This is a genomic window from Enterobacter cloacae complex sp. SHL001, from assembly GCF_049236825.1.
Classification (GTDB): domain Bacteria; phylum Pseudomonadota; class Gammaproteobacteria; order Enterobacterales; family Enterobacteriaceae; genus Enterobacter; species Enterobacter hormaechei_C.
This window is the reverse complement of record NZ_JBMKIP010000011.1, coordinates 65,249-83,671: the sequence shown is the minus strand read 5'-3', so window position 1 is coordinate 83,671 and position 18,423 is coordinate 65,249. Positions and strand designations below refer to the sequence as shown.

Sequence of the window (18,423 nt, the reverse complement as noted above, 5' to 3'; positions counted from 1 at the left end):
ATTCCATTAAGTCCGTATTCAGACAAATAAGCTTATAAAACCATGGAAATATCAATCATTATGAATAAATATTATAAATTCAACTGATTGCAAACTACTTTAGTTGCTTCGGCACATATAATAAAAAGCAATAAATCATTTATATTTATAATCCCGAACCAATATAGAAACCTCACCAATATTAAACACCACGCTGAACACCAGAATAAGTTTTATAATATAGACAAAATACATACAGCGAATATTAGTCGATTTCGAAAATCTAAAAGACAACTTTAGTAAAACACCGCTCCCTGCTTTCAGGTACACTATACCTCTTTGTTCCACAAACATCAGGCATACCATGACCGATTTAATTGCACGTCCCCGTCGCCTGCGCAAGTCTCCCGCACTGCGCGCCATGTTTGAAGAGACAACACTGACCTTAAACGATCTGGTGTTGCCGATTTTTGTTGAAGAAGAGATCGATGACTACAAAGCCATCGACGCGATGCCGGGCGTGATGCGCATTCCTGAAAAGCATCTGGCCCGCGAGATCGAACGCATTGCGAATGCGGGCATCCGCTCGGTAATGACGTTCGGTATCTCCCACCACACTGACGCGACCGGCAGCGATGCCTGGAAAGAAGACGGCCTCGTCGCACGTATGTCGCGCATCTGCAAAGAGAGTGTGCCGGAGATGATCGTCATGTCCGATACCTGCTTCTGCGAATACACCTCTCATGGCCACTGTGGTGTGCTGTGCGATCACGGCGTGGACAACGATGCGACCCTGCTGAATCTGGGCAAGCAGGCGGTAGTTGCCGCCGCTGCGGGTGCGGATTTCATTGCGCCTTCTGCGGCAATGGATGGGCAGGTACAGGCGATCCGTCAGGCGCTGGACGCTGCGGGCTTCACCGACACCGCCATCATGTCCTATTCCACCAAATTTGCCTCCTCTTTCTACGGCCCGTTCCGTGAAGCAGCCGGCACGGCGCTGAAAGGCGATCGTAAAACCTATCAGATGAACCCGCTGAACCGCCGCGAAGCGATTCGTGAGTCTCTGCTGGATGAAGCCCAGGGCGCTGACTGCCTGATGGTGAAACCTGCTGGCGCATACCTGGATATCCTGCGCGACATTCGCGAACGCACCGAACTGCCGCTGGGCGCCTACCAGGTGAGCGGCGAGTACGCGATGATCAAATTCGCCGCGCAGGCGGGTGCCATCGACGAAGAGAAAGTGATCCTCGAAAGCCTGGGGGCGATCAAACGCGCGGGCGCGGATCTGATCTTCAGCTATTTCGCGCTGGATCTGGCTGAGAAGAAAATTCTGCGTTAATCCGCTTTAGCGCCGGGTAACGACTTCGCCTTACCCGGCCTGCTCTCTGCACTAATCTTCACCAAACTGCAATACAAACGACATCTCCTCCTTCTACTGTCTGGGCAAGACGGCAGGAGGAGTGATCAATGTTTAGTCTCGACAGCGTTCTTGATGACCTTTGGCCTCAGGCGAGGCCCGCACCCTGGCAAAAAAGTCTGTTAAAAAGACTGCTTCACGAAGACGAATTTCAGCAGTTTGCCGCCAGCCACCGTCACCTGAAAGGGCTGGATATGGTGGAGCAGGTTCTGGAACACCTTGATATTCACTGCTCCGTTTCCGCCCGCGACCTCGAACAAATCCCCGAACACGGCCCACTCATTGTGATAGCGAACCACCCCACCGGCACCCTGGATGGGCTGGCGCTGCTGTATGCCGTTTCCCGCGTGCGACGCGACGTGAGGGTTGTTACCAACAGGATGCTGTCCCACCTTGAGCCCCTCAGTTCATTGTTTATTCCCGTAGATAATATGGGCGGCAGAACCGCAAAAGCCTCGCTGATACAGATGGAGCAGCACCTGCAAAACGCCGGCGTGCTGATCTTCTTTCCGGCGGGCGAAGTTTCCCGCCCAACGCGCAAAGGCATCCGCGATAAAAAATGGCATCCGGGCTTTATCAAGCTGGCCGGCAAACTACGGGTGCCGCTACTCCCGGTACATATCCAGGCGCACAACAGCCTGCTGTTTTATGCCAGTACCCTGGTCTCGCCAACGGTATCCATGCTGCTGCTGATGCAACAGATGTTTCGCCGCCGTCACAGTCAGCTGCCGATCAAAATCGGCCAGCAGATTGCCTGGAATGACCGGTTTAGTTCTACCCTTTCATCGCGTGAGATGGCCGAGCAGTGTCGTCAGCACGTGATACGTCTTGGCAAGGGATTGCCTGGCGTCTTTAAAACCCAGTGCGCCATTGCCCGCCCGGAAGACAGGGCGACGCTCAAGCGCGAACTGGCGCAGGCCGAGTGTCTGGGCAAAACCAGCGATGGTAAGGCCATCTATCTTTGGCAGCGCAACGGGCAGGAAGAGGCGCCTCTGCTGCGCGAGCTGGGGCGGCTGCGCGAGATTGCCTTTCGTGCCGTGGAGGAAGGCAGCGGGAAGCGCCGGGATACCGACAGCTACGATGATGACTATCTGCACCTTATTCTGTGGGATGACGATGACCTGGAGATTGTCGGCGCGTACCGCTTTATGCCAACGGCCATGCAGGTGGAAAAGCGCGGCGTCGAGGGGTTGTACAGCTACAGCCTGTTCCACTACGACGAAAAAATGCAGGACATACTTGAGCACGGTATTGAGCTGGGGCGCAGCTTTATACAGCCGCGCTACTGGGGGCGTCGCGGTCTGGACTATCTGTGGTCAGGCATTGGCGCCTATCTGGCACGCTATCCCCATTACCGTTACCTGTTTGGTCCGGTGTCCATCTCCGGCGGCTTACCGCCTGCCGCACGGGATCTGCTGGTGGCGTTTTATCGTCTCTGGTTTCCGGCCAGCCATCCCTTAGCCGCCTCGCGTCAACCCTACCCGGCCTCACTTCCGGACGTGCTGGCACAGTTTGGCGGAGTGGATTACGTGGATGACCTGACAAAGCTGAAATCCCTGCTCGGCAACCTGGGTTGCGGCATCCCGCCGCTCTACAAACAGTATTCCGAGCTATGCGAACCCGGCGGCGTGCAGTTTATCGATTTCGGCAGCGATCCGGCGTTCAATAACTGTATCGACGGGCTGGTGCTGGTGGATCTGTGTTATCTGAAGGCAAACCGCTATCAGCGGTATATAGAAGCACACCTTTAGCTCCGTTGCCCGGTGGCGCTGCGCTTACCGGGCCTACAATTAAACGTAGGCCGGGTAAGGCAACGCCGCCACCCGGCAATCAAGGCGCACGGTAAAACGGTTTATCCCCCAGGATCGTCGCCCGCTGCATAATCCTTCGCTGCGGCAGGTAATCCGCATTGGCGTAATGCTGCGTGACGCGGTTATCCCAGATCGCCAGATCGTTCTCCTGCCAGCGCCAGCGCACCTGGAACTCCGGTTTGGTGATGTGCGCGAACAGGAAGCCGAGCAGCGCCTCACTCTCTTTTTCCGCTACGTCCACGATACGCGTGGTGAACCCTTCATTCACAAACAGCGCCTGCTTTCCGGTCACCGGATGGGTACGCACCACCGGGTGCAGCAGCGGGGGATGTTTTGCGACCGCATCCAGCCAGCGCTGGTGCTCCTCTTCGCTTTTGCGGTACTTGTACTCCGGGAACGATTTTTTGAAGTCATGCTCCGCCCGCAGGCCGCTCAGCAGAGTCTGGAGCGGCGCGGAGAGCGCCTCAAACGCGGCAATCCCGCTGGCCCACAGCGTATCCCCACCCGTCTCCGGCAGCTGTTTTGCTGCCAGAATCGCCCCGGCTGGCGGTGTGTCGATAAAGGTAACGTCCGTGTGCCAGTTGTCATTATCGGGCGGGTTATCGTTATGGGTGTCCAGCACGATAATTTCCTCCACCCCTTCCGCATGCGGGTAGACCGGGTGGATATGCAGGTCGCCAAAACGCAGGGCCAGCGCGCGCTGCTGCTGTGGGGTAATGGCCTGTTCGCGCAGGAACACCACCTGATGACGCAGCACCGCATGGTACAGCTGCTCAAACTGGTTATCGCTCAGCGGACGGGTTACGTCCAGGCCCGACACCTGCGCGCCAATATATGGCCCCAGCGGGGTAATGGTCAGTCGTTCACTCATTGTATTTCTCCATGCCAGGGCGTCAGGCGACGCTGTAGCGCGCGCAGTCCCAGTTCTAATCCAAAGGCAATCGCGGCGATCACCGCGATCCCTGCCAGTACCACGTCAGTCGCCAGGAACTCTCCCGCCGACTGCACCATAAACCCAAGGCCGCGCGTGGCGGCTATCAGCTCTGCCGCCACCAGCGTAGACCAGCCCACCCCAAGGCCGATGCGCAGCCCGGTCAGTATCTCCGGCAGCGCGCCTGGTAAAATGACGAACAGCAGTATCTGCGCGCGGCTGGCGCCGAGCGACTGCGCCGCACGTATGCGTACCTGCTGCGCACTTTTTACGCCAGCCAGGGCCGACATGGCTACCGGCGCAAATATCGCCAGGTATATCAGTAAGATCTTTGACGTCTCGCCGATGCCAAACCAGATCACCATCAGGGGCAGGTAAGCCAGCGGCGGGACGGGACGGTAAAGCTCTATCAGCGGGTCGAGAATGCCGCGTACCGTCGGGCTCAGTCCCATCGCGATCCCCACCGGAACGCCAATAATGACCGCCGCCAGCAGCGCCACCAGAATACGCATCAGACTGGCGCCTAAATGCTGCCAGAGCGTGGCATCCATAAAGCCCTGCGGCCCGGCGATGGTAATCAGTTTTTCCAGAACCTGGCCTGGCGGGGGCAGAAACAGCGGGCTGACCCACTGCTGCGCGGCAACCGCCCACCATACCGCCAGCAGCACCACCAGCGTGCTGAGGCTTAAGGTGAGCTGGCGAGAGAACGGCCAGCGTAAGGCAAGGCGCGTCCGCCGCGTTTTTTCACTGAAAACAATGCTCATGAGAACGCCTCCCGTTGCTCAAACACGCGGCTTAAGACGTATTCACGCTGTTCAATAAACAGCGGATCGGATTTGATGCTGCGTACCGGCTCTCCCGCCACATAGCGGCGGGCAAACTCAAGCGGCAGGCGCTCCAGCACGCGTCCCGGCCCCGGTGAGAGCAGCACCAGCTCGGTCGCCATAAACACGGCCTCTTCGATATCGTGGGTGATTAACAGCACCTGCTTGCCGGTTTCGTGCCACAGGCGCAGCAGCAGGGTTTGCATCTGCTCGCGGGTGAAGGCATCCAGCGCCCCGAAAGGTTCGTCCAGCAACAGCAGCTGTGGGTTAGCCGCCAGCGCGCGGGCGATCCCGACGCGCTGACGCTGCCCGCCTGAAAGCTGCCAGATAAAGCGTTTTTCAGCTCCCTCCAGCCCGACCTTTTTCAGCATATCGCGCGCCGTATTCAGGCGCTGTTCACGCGCTACACCTGCCAGTTGCAGACCAAACGCAACGTTTTCCTGAACGTTTCGCCACGGGAGTAATCCTTCATTCTGGAAGACCACGCCGCGCTCTGCGCCTGGCCCCGTAACCCGTTTCCCTTCCAGCTGGATCGTGCCGTGCTGATACGGTACAAACCCGGCGATCAGGTTCAGCAGCGTCGTTTTCCCGCAGCCGGACGGCCCCAGCACCACCAGCAGTTCACCGCTGTCCAGCGTCAGGTTGATCTCTTCCAGGGCGGGTTTGCCGCCGTAATCGGCAGACAGGTTTGTAATGTTCAGCATTGCAGCCCCCTTATTTCACAAAGCGATCGGTCACGAACTGGCTGTAATCCGTCGCCACCGCAGGCACTTTGCCCTGCTCTTTCAGGAACGTCGCAGTGTCGACAATCGCTTTGCTCACCGGCCCGTTCAACTGCTGGACCTGCTGCGCAGGCGTCAGATAGGTGTTGCCTTTTACCAGCCCCGGCACGTCAGCTTCCGGCACGCCGCTCAGACGAGAGAGTTTCTCCAGGTTGGCGGGCTGTTTCAGCCATTCATCCGGGTTGCTGATGTATGGCTGCTGTGCGTCGATGGCGCTTTTGGCGAAGGCTTTCACCACTTCAGGGTGTTTCTCGGCAAAGTCCTTACGTACGACCCAGACGTCAAGGGTTGGCGCGCCCCACTGCCCCACTTTTTCGGAGTCGGTCAGCACGGTGCCCTCTTTTTCCAGCTCGTTGACGGCGGGCGCCCAGACGTATGCTCCATCGATGTCGCCACGCTGCCAGGCGGCAATAATCGCCGGAGGTTGCAGGTTAATGATCTGCACCTGGCCCGGCTTAATGCCCCAGTGTTTCAGCGCTGCCAGCAGGCTGTAATGCGTGGTGGAGATAAACGGCACCGCGATGCGTTTGCCGATCAAATCTTCGGGTTTCGTGATGCTTTTCTTCACCACCAGCGCTTCGGAATTTCCGAGCTGCGACGCCAGCAGGAAGACTTCAATCGGCACCTGCTGGCTGGCGGCCACCGCCAGCGGGCTGGAGCCCAGGTTGCCAATCTGCACGTCGCCCGAGGCTAACGCCCGCACAATCGCCGCGCCGCTGTCGAACTTGCGCCAGTCGACATTCGCCCCGCTCGCTTTGGCAAAGGTGTTATCCGCCTGCGCGACTTTCGCCGGCTCAGCGGAAGTCTGATACGCGACGGTGACGTCCACCGCCTGCGCCTGAAAAGCCCACAGCGCCAGTGCGCCGAGTAATGTGATTCGCGATGAAATTGCCATAGTGCCTGCTCCCCTTGTTGTTATGAGGGCAGTATTTCCGGCGCGGGAATTTTGATAAAGGAATAAAAAGGCATCGCTCATTCCGAATCGTTTTTAGAAAAAAACCGGCAAAGGATAGTTAAAAAGTGGGCTGTGGCTTTATTGCAATTTTGTTACATCGGTTACATAACCGCAGCCGCAGGATTGCCAGCCCGCCGGCAACGGGCATCATAGGTCAACGAATGAGCAAAAGGTGTCGAGATGATTAAAGTGGTGCTGGTGGACGATCACGTGGTGGTGCGTTCCGGTTTCGCCCAGCTGTTAAATCTGGAAGAGGATGTGATCGTTGAGGGCCAGTTTAGCAGCGCGGCGGAGGCGTGGCCCGCCCTGTCGCGCAACGATATCGACGTGGCGGTGATGGACGTCGCGATGCCGGACGAAAACGGTCTTAGCCTGCTCAAGCGCCTGCGCCAGCAGCGGCCGACGTTTCGCGCCATCATCCTGAGCATCTACGACACACCCGCCTTTGTGCAAAGTGCCCTCGACGCGGGCGCCAGCGGCTATCTGACCAAGCGCTGCGGCCCGGAGGAGCTGGTGCAGGCCGTGCGCGCCGTCGGCATGGGCGGGCATTACCTGTGTGCTGATGCGGTAAAAGCGCTGCGCGGCGGCGAGCCGATGCCAAAAGTGCTTGAGGCGCTCACTCCGCGCGAGCGCGAAGTGTTTGAGCTGCTGGTGAAAGGCGAAAGCGTGAAGGAGATTGCCTATACGCTTTCGCTGAGCCATAAAACCGTTCATGTCCATCGCGCCAACGTGCTGGGCAAGCTTCAGTGCAGCAGCACCATCGACCTGGTGCACTTCGCGCTTGATAACCAACTGCTCACGGGCCACTGATGCGGCGCGCTGTCCGGCATCTGATCCTGTCCCTGTTCATTATGCTGGCCTGGGGAACCGGCTGGCTGATGCTGTGGACGCTGAGCTTCTACCTTACCCACAACGGCCAGCAGGCGGTGCTGTTTCTGCCGCAGGGCGTGTGGCTGGCGCTGATGATTTTACTTTCACGCCGCTACTGGCCTGCATTAATTCTCCCCCCCCTTGCCGCCATTCTGTGGCTGCACGGTGAGCAGCTCCTCACGCGTTATCTGATGCTGGCCGTGCCGCTTATCGGCATCGTCAGCGCCTGGCTGGCGCAGCAGTACTGGCATCGCTTCCCGCTCTACTGGCAGCGGCTGTCGACGCTGATTGCGGCGGTGACGGTGAATGCCCTGTTGCAAACCTTGCTCCTGTCGCCCTTTCTGGACAGCCCGGCCACGCTGCTTTTGCTCGGCTCCTTTACCGGTGGCGTACTGCTTACGCCGTTCGTCTATCTGGTCTTCGAATTTTTACGCCAGCAGCATCGTTACCACCTGCTGGGGCTGGACACCAGCAATCCGCCGCTGCGCACCTCGCTGATTATCTGGTGCAGCCTGTTTTTCATTATCGGCATTGGCACGCAGATGGTGCTCTCCCCGGCGCTGGAGCGGCTGCTGCTGATTGTCGTGTTCCTGCCCAACGTGGTGATGGCGTGGAAATTCGGCTGGCAGGGCGGTGTCCTTTCCGGGCTGCTCGGCAGCATGATGATCACCATTGCCCGCCAGGTGGGCGTCGGGTTTAGCGACCTTCTCGAACTGGAAATTTTTCTTTCTACCCAGTCGCTGCTGGGGATTGGCCTGGGGATCGCCATCAGCCGCCAGCAGCATCTGGCGATGAACCTCGAACGCTATCGCCATCGGCTTGAGAGTGAACTTCAGGCCAGACGGGCGCTGGCGGAAAAGCTGATCCATTCCGAAGAGGACACCCGCAAGCAGCTGGCGCGCGAGCTTCACGACGAAATCGGCCAGAACATCACCGCTATCCAGATCCAGTCTCAGCTGGTGAAGCGGGCGAGCGATACGCCGCTCGTCATTGAGGCCGCCGGACAGATCAACGACCTCGCGCGGCGTATTCACCACTCCACGCGCCAGCTGTTGCGCCAGCTCCGCCCACCCGTGCTGGACGAGCTGTCGCTCCAGGAGGCTCTGCACCACCTTGTCAACGAGTTCGCCTTTGCTGAACGCGGGATCCGCTGCCGTTTTGACTACCGGCTTCCCACGCCGCCGGAAAGCGAAACGCTGGTCTTTACCCTGTATCGCCTGCTCCAGGAGCTGCTCAACAACGTCTGCAAACACGCCAACGCCAGCGAAGTCACGATTCTGCTCTGCCAGCGTCACGCGCGGCTCTACCTCGAGGTGCACGATAACGGCAGAGGCATCAGCCCGCAGCAGCTGCCCGGCTTCGGCATTCAGGGCATGCGCGAACGCGTCTCGGCGCTCGGCGGCGAACTGACGCTGGAATCCCGTCTCGGGACGCGCGTAATTGTTAACCTGCCCACAAATTTGCAACAAACGCCGCGCTGACCAGGAAAAAGTCTTAGTCACTCCAGACTTTGTCTCATCCCATTTATGCCGCACTTCCCTACAGTCATCTCAAACGGAGAACGCCATGCACGCACTGTCTGCTGAAGAGGTTTCACAACGTTACCGGTCGCTGCGCCCCAGGCTGCTCCTTTGTATGGTGATTGGCTACGCCGCGTTTTACCTGACGCGAAAAAGTCTGAACACTGTTTTACCCGCGCTACAGCTGGATTTGGGGCTCAGTAAGGGCGATATCGGGCTTATCGGCTCGCTGTTTTATCTCAGCTACGGGCTGTCCAAATTCGCCGCGGGGCTCTGGCACGACAGCCACGGACAGCGCGCCTTTATGGGCATCGGGCTGCTGGCAACGGGCGTGCTGAACGTGCTGTTCAGCTTTAGCGATGCTTTCCCGCTGCTGCTGTTTATCTGGACGCTGAACGGCTTCTTTCAGGGCTGGGGCTGGCCGCCCTGCGCCAGGCTGCTGACCCACTGGTATTCGCGTAACGAGCGCGGCTTCTGGTGGGGCTGCTGGAATACCTCCATCAATATCGGTGGCGCGATTATTCCGTTGATTTGCGCCGTTGCCGCCCACCGATGGGGCTGGCAGGCGGCGATGCTGACACCGGGGATCATCAGTATCGTGCTCGGCCTGTGGCTGACCACACAGCTGCGGGGCACACCGCAGGAAGAGGGTCTGCCCACGGTCGGGGAGTGGCGGAGCGATCCGCTGGAGCTGCGCCAGCAGCAGCAAAGCCCGCCAATGGGGCTATGGCAGATGTTGCGCACCACCATGCTGCAAAACCCGATGATCTGGCTGCTCGGGGCGTCGTATGTGCTGGTGTATCTCATCCGCATCGCCCTGAACGACTGGGGCAACATCTGGCTGGCAGAAAGCCACGGCGTGAACCTGCTCAGCGCCAACGCCACGGTGATGCTGTTCGAAGTGGGCGGCTTACTGGGTGCATTGTTTGCTGGATGGGGATCAGACCTGCTGTTCAGCGGCCAGCGCGCACCGATGATTTTACTGTTCACGCTGGGGCTGATGGTGTCTGTCGCCGCGCTGTGGCTGGCACCGGTGCACCACTACGCCCTGCTGGCGATGTGCTTTTTTACGGTCGGATTTTTCGTCTTCGGCCCGCAGATGCTCATTGGCCTTGCCGCCGTTGAGTGTGGACATAAACAGGCGGCAGGCTCGATTACCGGCTTTCTGGGCGTATTTGCCTATCTGGGCGCATCGCTGGCCGGGTGGCCGCTGTCGCAGGTGATTGAACGCTACGGCTGGTCGGGGATGTTCAGTTTGCTCTCGATTGCCGCCGTCCTGATGGGTTTATTACTGATGCCCTTGCTGATGGCGGGCATCACCGCTTCTCGCAGTCACATAACGTCATAAAAAGGGCTGAATAATGAAAACAACGCTTCTCTCTACCCTCATTGCTTCCGGGATCGCGCTGGCTACCTTAACCGGTGCCGCACAGGCCAAAGGCCGTCTGGTGGTGTACTGCAGCGCCACCAACGAAATGTGCGAAGCCGAAACCAAAGCGTTCGGTGATAAATACGATGTTAAAACCTCGTTTATCCGCAACGGCTCCGGCAGCACGCTGGCGAAGGTGGATGCCGAGAAGAAAAACCCGCAGGCCGATGTCTGGTACGGCGGCACGCTGGATCCGCAGTCCCAGGCCGGTGAGATGGGGTTACTCCAGCCCTATAAATCGAAAAACCTGGAACAGATCATGGAGAAATTCCGCGATCCGGCCAAGGTGAAGGGCAACCTCTCCTCAGCGGTCTACGTCGGGATCTTAGGTTTTGGCGTCAACACCCAGCGCCTGAAAGAGAAAAACCTGCCGGTCCCCAAATGCTGGAAGGATCTGACCAAACCGGAATACAAGGGCGAGATCCAGATCGCCGATCCGCAAAGCTCCGGCACCGCCTATACCGCGCTGGCGACCTTCGTCCAGCTGTGGGGGGAAGACCAGGCCTTCGACTACCTGAAACAGCTGAACGGCAACGTATCTCAGTACACCAAATCCGGTATTGCCCCGGCGCGTAACGCCGCGCGCGGTGAAACCGCCATCGGCATCGGCTTCCTGCACGACTACTCGCTGGAAAAAGAGCAGGGTGCGCCGCTGGAGCTGATCTCTCCGTGCGAAGGCACCGGGTATGAAATTGGCGGCGTGAGCATTCTGAAGGGCGCGCGCAACGAAGAGAACGCGAAGCTGTTCGTGGACTGGGTGCTCTCGAAAGAAGCGCAGGAGCTGGCGTGGAAGAAGGGCAAGTCCTACCAAATCCTGACCAACACCACGGCGGAAACTTCGCCGAACTCGCTCAAGCTCGATGATTTGAAGCTCATCAGCTATGACATGGACAAATACGGCTCCACGGACGTGCGTAAAGCGCTAATCAATAAATGGGTCAGCGACGTGAAGATGGGTAAATAAGCTCACTACCGCGGTAATTGCCGGGTGGCGCTACGCTTACCCGGCCTACAATTTCCTTAACACCCGGAATTGCTATGTCACAGACACTCGCTCTTCATCCCGTGAAAAAACGGGATGCGGTCTTCCTTTGGGTTTTCGTTGGCTGGCTGGCCTTTGCCCTGCTGCCGAGCTGGAGCCTTGATTACGGCCTGCTGGAATCTACCGGGGATGAGATCCTCGACGCCTACAGCTGGTCGCACTTCAACATCAGCTGGCTGTGGTATCTGATGCCGAGCCTGCTGCTGGTGCGCCCGTTTAACGAAGCAAAGCGCGAGCAGCGCAGCCGCCACTACCTTGACGCGGGCTGGGCGCTGCTGTGCATGGCGTTCGTGGTCATCAGCGCCACCGTGGAAGGACGCGGTTTAGGCTATGCCACCATCGTGCTGTTTGTTGCCCTGGGCGCCATCATGACGCTGGCCCTCACCCGCCTGGAGTGGCTGGGCGGCGATCGCTTTGTCATCGGCTCGCTGATTACCATCGTGGCGCTGATCGGCATTTTTATCGTCTGGCCGAGCATCGCCATTTTCATTCCGATGTTCACCAACGACGCAGGTGAATTCGCCCCGCTGGCCTTTATGAACGTGCTGTCGCAGGCGCACATTATCCAGGTCATCATCAACTCGATTCTGCTGTCGATAGCCGTCGGGGTCGGCTGCACCTTCTTTGGCCTGGTGCTGGCGATCTACACCACGCGCATCGCTAAACGCAGCGCCATCATTGGACGTATCTTCTCGATTCTCCCCATCGTGACCCCGCCGTTTGTGGTGGGGTTGGGCGTTACGCTGATGATGGGACGCTCTGGCTATATGACGGAGCTGATGGTGGACTGGTTTGGGTTAACCAATACCAACTGGCTGTACGGCTTCACCGGCATCTGGCTGGCGCAGGTGCTGGCCTTCACGCCGATGGCCTTTATGATCCTCGACGGCGCGATCAAAACCATCCACCCGTCGCTGGAAGAGGCCTCGTACACCCTGCGCGCCAGCCGCTGGCAGACCTTTAACGGCGTCTTCGTGCCGCTGCTGAAACCGGCGCTGGCGAATGCGTTCTTAATCGTGATTGTGCAGTCGCTGGCCGACTTCAGTAACCCGCTGGTGCTGGGCGGGAACTTCGACGTGCTGGCCACGCAGATCTACTTCTACATTACCGGCTCACAGCTGGATTATCAGGCAGCGAGTACCCTTGGGGCCTTCCTGCTGCTGTTCTCGCTGCTGGTGTTCTGCATCCAGTACATGTGGATCGGCAAGCGCTCCTACGTCACCGTGTCCGGTAAATCGTACCGCGGCGACGTGCAGCCGCTGCCGGTGACGCTGGTGTGGAGCGTGATCGCCCTGCTGGCGGTGTGGATCGCCTTTAACGCCCTGCTCTACGGCAGCATTTTCTATGGCAGCTTTACCGTCAACTGGGGCGTGGATTACACCCTGACGCTGGATAACTTTATCAAGCTGTTCGGCCAGGGGATGAGCGACGGCGCGTGGCCTTCGCTGCTCGATACTCTGCTCTACGCCGGGATTGCCGCGCCGATCACCGCCGCCTTCGGACTGCTGATTGCCTGGGTTGTGGTGCGCCAGCAGTTCCGGGGTAAAAAGACCATCGAGTTCACCACCATGCTCTGCTTTGCCGTACCGGGTACCGTGGCGGGCGTGTCCTACATTCTGGCCTTTAACAGCGCGCCGGTGTACCTCACGGGCACCGCCGCCATCGTGATTATCTCCATGGTGATGCGTAACGTGCCGGTGGGCATTCGCGCCGGGATCGCGGGATTAGGGCAGATCGACAAGTCACTGGACGAGGCCTCGCTGAGCCTGCGTGCCGGAAGCCTGCGCACCATCACCCACATCCTGCTGCCGCTGCTGCGTCCGGCCATTTTATCAGCGCTGATTTACAGCTTTGTGCGCGCCATCACCACCGTCAGCGCCATTGTGTTCCTCGTCACGCCGGACACCCGCGTGGCAACGGCCTACATTCTGAACCGCGTGGAAGACGGCGAATACGGCGTGGCGATTGCCTACGGCTCGATCCTGATTGTGGTCATGCTGGCGATCATTTTCCTCTTTGACTGGCTGATCGGCGAGGCGCGTATCTCCCGTTCAAAAGCCAAAAACCAGGCGTAACACTATGACTGAGAAACATTTTGTTGAACTGCGCAACGTGACCAAACGCTTTGGCGCAAACACGGTAATTGAAAACATCAACCTGGCGATCCCGCAGGGACAAATGGTAACGCTGCTCGGCCCGTCCGGCTGCGGTAAAACCACCGTGCTGCGCCTGGTTGCCGGGCTGGAAAAACCGACCGAAGGGCAGATTTACATCGATGGTGAGGATGTGACCCACCGCTCCATTCAGCAGCGTGATATCTGTATGGTGTTCCAGTCCTACGCGCTCTTCCCGCATATGTCGCTGGGCGAGAACGTGGGCTACGGTCTGAAGATGCTGGGCGTTTCGCGCGCAGAGATAAAAACGCGGGTCAAAGAAGCCCTGGCGATGGTTGATCTTGAGGGGTTTGAAGATCGTTACGTGGATCAGATTTCTGGCGGCCAGCAGCAGCGCGTAGCGCTGGCCCGCGCTCTGATCCTCAAACCCAAAGTGTTGCTGTTCGATGAACCGCTGAGCAACCTCGATGCGAACCTCAGGCGCAGCATGCGGGACAAAATCCGCGAGCTGCAAAAGCAGTTCAACATCACCTCGCTGTACGTGACGCACGATCAAAGCGAGGCGTTTGCGGTCTCCGACACCGTGCTGGTGATGAACAAGGGCAACATTATGCAGATTGGCTCGCCTCAGGATCTCTATCGCCAGCCGGCGTCTCGCTTTATGGCGAGTTTTATGGGTGATGCCAACCTCTTCCCGGCCCGCTTCAGCGAGGATGTCGTGGAAATCCACGGCTATCGTCTGCCGCGTCCGCTGCACTTTGCTACCCAGGGCGAAGGCACCGTCGGCGTGCGTCCGGAGGCGATTACGCTCAGCCAGCACGGCGAGGCGAGCCAGCACTGCACTATCCGCCACGTCGCCTATATGGGTCCGCAGTATGAGGTGATTGTCGACTGGCACGGACAGGAGATTTTACTACAGGTGAACGCCACGCGCCTGCAGCCGGACGTGGGCGATGCGTACTATCTTGAGATCCACCCGTACGGGATGTTTGTACTGGCGGAGGCGGCTTAATGAAATGCGAAACGGTAACGCGGGTTGCCGTTTCGCGTCTTCACTTTTAATCCCGTAACCAGGTTTCGGGTAATGTATAAGATTGTTGCAGTAAGCCATGGCGAAAAATATACAGGCAGGCAAGATAAAAATGTCTGACGTTAAGCCGCTGGCAAATTTTGTCTCTGAGTCTATAGACCTGCTTTTGAGAACAACAAAACATCTTTGCCATCTCTTCGATATCCTTTCCGCACAGAAATGCGTTAATTAATGCCATCTCTTTTTCTTCTATTTTTATTTTCACCAGCTGTGACCGTTTATCCGACATTAAAACAGGAATTTTATTGATGATCATTAGCGTAATATTTTCTGGGCTGGTTTTCATGTCAACAGTGTCCCCACAGGGATTTACGCTGAAGGGCAAGCTCGCGGGTTGATTCATACAAAGCATTATAGCCTTAGTTTGCTCAAACATAGCCGAGACAACACGCCACCCGTGCTCAAGATCGTTCATCGGCATTCTGCTGTCTACCAGGACCACACACTCACGATGAGGGGTTTCAAACAGCGTAAGATCCTGAATATGCACAAGAGAAATACACTGCTTTAACCCCTGAAAGAGATAACTATCCTGTGTTATCAGAACGTTTAATGGCATGATATTTACACCCAAATGCGTTTTACCGGCAAAAAGATTCCGGCCTCTTAGCATTAAGAGGCGGAGAGATAATTTAAAAAATAACGGCGTCAGTCTGATTTAGCGCACACTAATACCGTACGCCGCAAATCGCTGATGCTCCATACTTCACCCTGTAACTTCCGCACCTTAAATAAAAAGACCTTTTGGGCTGAAGTCAGTTTTTCTGATAAAAACTCAGGTAGTGTTTCGCTACTGTTCTTCTCTATGCCTTCTCTTTTAAATTCAGTAAAAGAGTGAGTGTTATCTCCGGAATAACGCAGTCGGGCATAGCGATCGACGATATAGCGCTGGTTGTTGTAGGTCACGATCCCATACTCGGTAATGTAGCTGAGCGCATCTGGAACGAAGTGAACGACAAGGTGGATGTTGGCAACGATCTTGTCATTATCTTTGCCCAGCTCAAGATTCATATCCGTTATGCAATCCAGCGCGCGGGTATCCTTGGGCACGTACAGCAGCGCGCCAATAAACACCAGAATCAACAGCACAGCAAGGCTAGCCCACTTTAGTCGAGACGAAGTTTTTACATTCACTAAATTCCCCTTCACTATCGACCGTACATTTTGCGACAAAGATTTCAAGAAGCTCGGTTTTCTCATGTACTCTACTGTCATCGTAAAAAATATAGGCAGGCGTTGAACACTTCGTCAGCAATTTCATCCCTTTGCCTTCAGAAAAAAAGTGTTCTACTCTCTTTGCATTCACTTTGCTGTGATAAAAGATTTTGCACTGCTGAACTTGTTTTAAAAGCGTGACATCCTCGCGTTTGTCGAAAAAATTGAGATATAAAGCGATTGCTACCCCAATAATAATGAACAACACGCCGGTCCATTTAATCAACCTGGTCTTATTTACACTGGGCTCTTTATCAGGTGTTGAAATCGCCTGCATCACCAAATAGTCTCTGGATTTTTCGTTGAACTGAAGGTTATTCAGCGCCAACTCAAAGCCTTGTTTAGGGACAGTTTTGAGCACATCATGAATTTCAAACTCTGTAAAAATCTTACGCAATATACTGATATTATTGTTCAAACTATTACTCGATGGGGTTAATCCAAAATCGCCCCACACCTTCTGCAAAAGATCCTCTCTGGTCATAAGCCGGTTATTATTTTCCAGGAGTACGAGAAGAAGTCTGCATGCCGGATTAGAAAGCACATGTTGCGTGTTTCCATCCGACACCGTCCTTTCAGCAACGTTGAAAGAGACATTGTTGTTTATTATGAAATGCATAACACTGCCACCAGCTCCAATATTAACCCACACTCTTCATGGCTTTAATGCCGATAGCTAGTTTAGCGTATTGGGATAAAGTGACAAAATACCCATTCAATTGCGTATCTTACTGACTGGAAATTTTTACTTACGTCATGACAAATAATAACCAACGACGCTTTTATTCCCTATTTTTCATCTGGAAATGCAACCTTCTGGCGGCAAGATACTCCCGTAACTGCGATCGACTTAATGCGCAGGAAAAAAGATAGCCCTGCTGAATAACAATCCCCATATCGCGCAGCAGCTGTGATTGTTCAGGGGTTTCCACCCCTTCAGCAATGATGCCAAGACCCCGCGCTTTCGCCAGGTCCGCAACCCTCGCTGCAATGGATGTTGTCGCTTTATCAGAGGAAAGATGCTTAACGAAAAGCTGGTCAACCTTCACCCCATCCACGCTAAATTGCTCAAGGTATGCCAGATTCGAGCAGCCGGTACCAAAATCATCCAGATAGATCTCGACCCCCGCCAGCTGCAACTTCAGAAAAGCGCCCGTAACCTCAGGCGTAGGCGGTAATGGTTGTTCTTCAGTGACCTCGACCACCAGACAGTATTTTTCCAGAGGAATAGCCGCCAGAAACGAAAGCGTATCAAACACAAAACCGGGCTTCGCGACCTGAGAAGGGCTCACATTAAGCGAAAGATGAAGACCGTCAGGCAGCAATGCATCCAGTTCGTTAATATCTGCCGCAACCTGGCGCAGCAGGTGTTGCGTCATTTCTGGCAACAAGCCGTTCTCATCAAATGCGCGGATAAGCGCCAGGGGAGAGACATTTTCCTCAGAGAGTGACCAACGCATTAATATTTCCAGCCCGTACAACCGCTGGGTCCGGCTGTTAATCAGCGGCTGATAATAGGGAACGATCTCACCCATCATAAGCGCGCAGTAGAGATCGATATTGTTCAAGGGCAACGCAGTCATTGTCATCACTCCACCGTAATCAGCATCACAGTGGAGCCCGCAAACTCACCTGCCGCCACGCTGCCATTTGTATGAAGAACTGATTTCACAACGACATTTTCCTGTTCGGCGACGTCCAGAGTGAAGCCCGACGTGCCGAGCACGTTGTCATTCATATAAAGCTCGGAATAGAGACTGCCGTCGTCACGCAGCTGCACGTTGTCTGCGGAGTAGATATACAGCTTGAGCGTCTGTGATGTCGTACAGTTAATACTGACGTTTTCACTGACTTCATGCCCGTCAAGCTCCTGACGCGTCAGCGTGCCATGATCGAGGGTCAGTACGTCCTGATTGAAATCGCAGGAGCCACTGGGCTGTGGGGCAGTACCGCAAATGCTGCCTGGCAGTATGTTGTATCCTGCATATTTCTGATCGACCACGGGGCCGCTTGTCCCCATGTTGACGCCTGGCGCATAAAAAAAACCGACACACTCTTCAAAATTGACGGTACCGTTATGGTTAGTCGTACCACTGTAGGGCAGAGGAAATACTTTTTTTAACTCCTTGCCCACCTCACCGAGTGTTTCACTACTGCTTATAAAGGGATAAGCCGCAACCCCCCATCCTTGAACAACCCCCCAGCCTGATGTTCCTGAAGCATCATGCCTGTGGCTGATAAAAATGGTGCAGGCATTAAGCCCATAGCAAGGATTTGGCGTTGAGTCATTTTCATCCCAATCAGCAAGCGTGAAGTTATAGTCAAAATTAATGCTGCTATTTTGCGTAATGGAATCAATCCAGCTCCAGACAGAGGCTGAAGCGGGCTGAGTAGCAACAAGAACCAGCATAGCAAGGATCGTTCGGAGCATTATATTCATCACC

Annotated in this window: 17 protein-coding genes; 8 read left to right on the top strand and 9 right to left on the bottom strand. The window is 56.0% G+C overall.

Annotation, left to right across the window (positions count from 1 at the left end; genetic code table 11):
- The first annotated feature begins 343 nt into the window (after window positions 1–343).
- The gene (gene hemB / locus ACOTYH_RS20690) at window positions 344–1,318 is read left to right on the top strand and encodes a porphobilinogen synthase (RefSeq protein WP_015571323.1); all 975 of its coding nucleotides are present in this window, start codon (window positions 344–346) and stop codon (window positions 1,316–1,318) included.
- A gap of 128 nt (window positions 1,319–1,446) precedes the next feature.
- Window positions 1,447–3,147, top strand: a complete 1,701-nt coding sequence (locus tag ACOTYH_RS20685; protein WP_015571324.1) for a lysophospholipid acyltransferase family protein — start codon at window positions 1,447–1,449, stop codon at window positions 3,145–3,147.
- A gap of 79 nt (window positions 3,148–3,226) precedes the next feature.
- On the opposite strand, the gene tauD is transcribed toward ACOTYH_RS20685, so the two are convergent.
- The 4 genes from tauD to tauA are packed head-to-tail and all read right to left on the bottom strand — an operon-like array spanning window position 3,227 to window position 6,639.
- Entirely contained in the window at window positions 3,227–4,078 is an 852-nt protein-coding gene (gene tauD, locus ACOTYH_RS20680) for a taurine dioxygenase (RefSeq protein ID WP_017694443.1), read from the bottom strand.
- Window positions 4,075–4,902 carry a taurine ABC transporter permease TauC gene (tauC, locus tag ACOTYH_RS20675; protein ID WP_017383144.1) on the bottom strand — a complete coding sequence of 276 codons (828 nt, stop codon included), beginning with the start codon at window positions 4,900–4,902 and terminating at the stop codon, window positions 4,075–4,077. The genes tauD and tauC overlap by 4 nt, the downstream gene beginning before the upstream one ends.
- The gene (gene tauB / locus ACOTYH_RS20670; protein ID WP_015571326.1) at window positions 4,899–5,666 is read right to left on the bottom strand and encodes a taurine ABC transporter ATP-binding subunit; all 768 of its coding nucleotides are present in this window, start codon (window positions 5,664–5,666) and stop codon (window positions 4,899–4,901) included. The genes tauC and tauB overlap by 4 nt, the downstream gene beginning before the upstream one ends.
- 10 nt (window positions 5,667–5,676) lie before the next feature.
- Complete coding sequence (tauA, locus tag ACOTYH_RS20665; protein WP_045911125.1) at window positions 5,677–6,639, bottom strand: taurine ABC transporter substrate-binding protein; 963 nt, start codon at window positions 6,637–6,639, stop codon at window positions 5,677–5,679.
- A 240-nt stretch (window positions 6,640–6,879) separates the two neighbouring features.
- On the opposite strand from tauA, the gene ACOTYH_RS20660 reads away from it, so the two are divergent.
- The 6 genes from ACOTYH_RS20660 (at window position 6,880) to fbpC (ending at window position 14,686) form a co-directional block, all read left to right on the top strand.
- Window positions 6,880–7,509 (top strand): response regulator transcription factor, encoded by a 630-nt coding sequence (locus ACOTYH_RS20660; RefSeq protein ID WP_010427966.1) that lies wholly within the window; start codon window positions 6,880–6,882, stop codon window positions 7,507–7,509.
- Window positions 7,509–9,050 (top strand): MASE1 domain-containing sensor histidine kinase, encoded by a 1,542-nt coding sequence (locus ACOTYH_RS20655; RefSeq protein ID WP_421637882.1) that lies wholly within the window; start codon window positions 7,509–7,511, stop codon window positions 9,048–9,050. The genes ACOTYH_RS20660 and ACOTYH_RS20655 overlap by 1 nt, the downstream gene beginning before the upstream one ends.
- A gap of 85 nt (window positions 9,051–9,135) precedes the next feature.
- Window positions 9,136–10,437 carry an MFS transporter family glucose-6-phosphate receptor UhpC gene (uhpC, locus tag ACOTYH_RS20650; RefSeq protein WP_077579992.1) on the top strand — a complete coding sequence of 434 codons (1,302 nt, stop codon included), beginning with the start codon at window positions 9,136–9,138 and terminating at the stop codon, window positions 10,435–10,437.
- Window positions 10,438–10,450: 13 nt separating this feature from the next.
- Window positions 10,451–11,482, top strand: coding sequence for an ABC transporter substrate-binding protein (locus tag ACOTYH_RS20645; RefSeq protein WP_063135461.1), 1,032 nt, complete (start codon window positions 10,451–10,453; stop codon window positions 11,480–11,482).
- 74 nt (window positions 11,483–11,556) lie between these two features.
- Entirely contained in the window at window positions 11,557–13,635 is a 2,079-nt protein-coding gene (locus ACOTYH_RS20640; protein WP_033487713.1) for an ABC transporter permease, read from the top strand.
- Window positions 13,636–13,639: 4 nt separating this feature from the next.
- Window positions 13,640–14,686 (top strand): ferric ABC transporter ATP-binding protein, encoded by a 1,047-nt coding sequence (gene fbpC, locus ACOTYH_RS20635; protein ID WP_033487714.1) that lies wholly within the window; start codon window positions 13,640–13,642, stop codon window positions 14,684–14,686.
- 46 nt (window positions 14,687–14,732) lie between these two features.
- On the opposite strand, the gene ACOTYH_RS20630 is transcribed toward fbpC, so the two are convergent.
- The 5 genes from ACOTYH_RS20630 to ACOTYH_RS20610 all read right to left on the bottom strand — a co-directional run bounded on the left by ACOTYH_RS20630 (window position 14,733) and on the right by ACOTYH_RS20610 (window position 18,389).
- Window positions 14,733–15,179, bottom strand: coding sequence for a hypothetical protein (locus ACOTYH_RS20630; RefSeq protein ID WP_141414082.1), 447 nt, complete (start codon window positions 15,177–15,179; stop codon window positions 14,733–14,735).
- Window positions 15,180–15,412: 233 nt separating this feature from the next.
- A complete protein-coding gene (locus tag ACOTYH_RS20625) occupies window positions 15,413–15,898 on the bottom strand; it encodes a hypothetical protein (protein WP_033487715.1) in 486 nt (161 codons plus the stop codon).
- Complete coding sequence (locus ACOTYH_RS20620) at window positions 15,861–16,631, bottom strand: winged helix-turn-helix domain-containing protein (RefSeq protein WP_230373129.1); 771 nt, start codon at window positions 16,629–16,631, stop codon at window positions 15,861–15,863. Before ACOTYH_RS20620 ends, ACOTYH_RS20625 begins: the two co-directional genes overlap by 38 nt.
- Before the next feature lie 130 nt (window positions 16,632–16,761).
- The gene (locus ACOTYH_RS20615; protein ID WP_033487717.1) at window positions 16,762–17,562 is read right to left on the bottom strand and encodes a cyclic diguanylate phosphodiesterase; all 801 of its coding nucleotides are present in this window, start codon (window positions 17,560–17,562) and stop codon (window positions 16,762–16,764) included.
- A gap of 5 nt (window positions 17,563–17,567) precedes the next feature.
- Entirely contained in the window at window positions 17,568–18,389 is an 822-nt protein-coding gene (locus tag ACOTYH_RS20610; RefSeq protein ID WP_223230159.1) for a hypothetical protein, read from the bottom strand.
- Window positions 18,390–18,423: the final 34 nt, after the last annotated feature.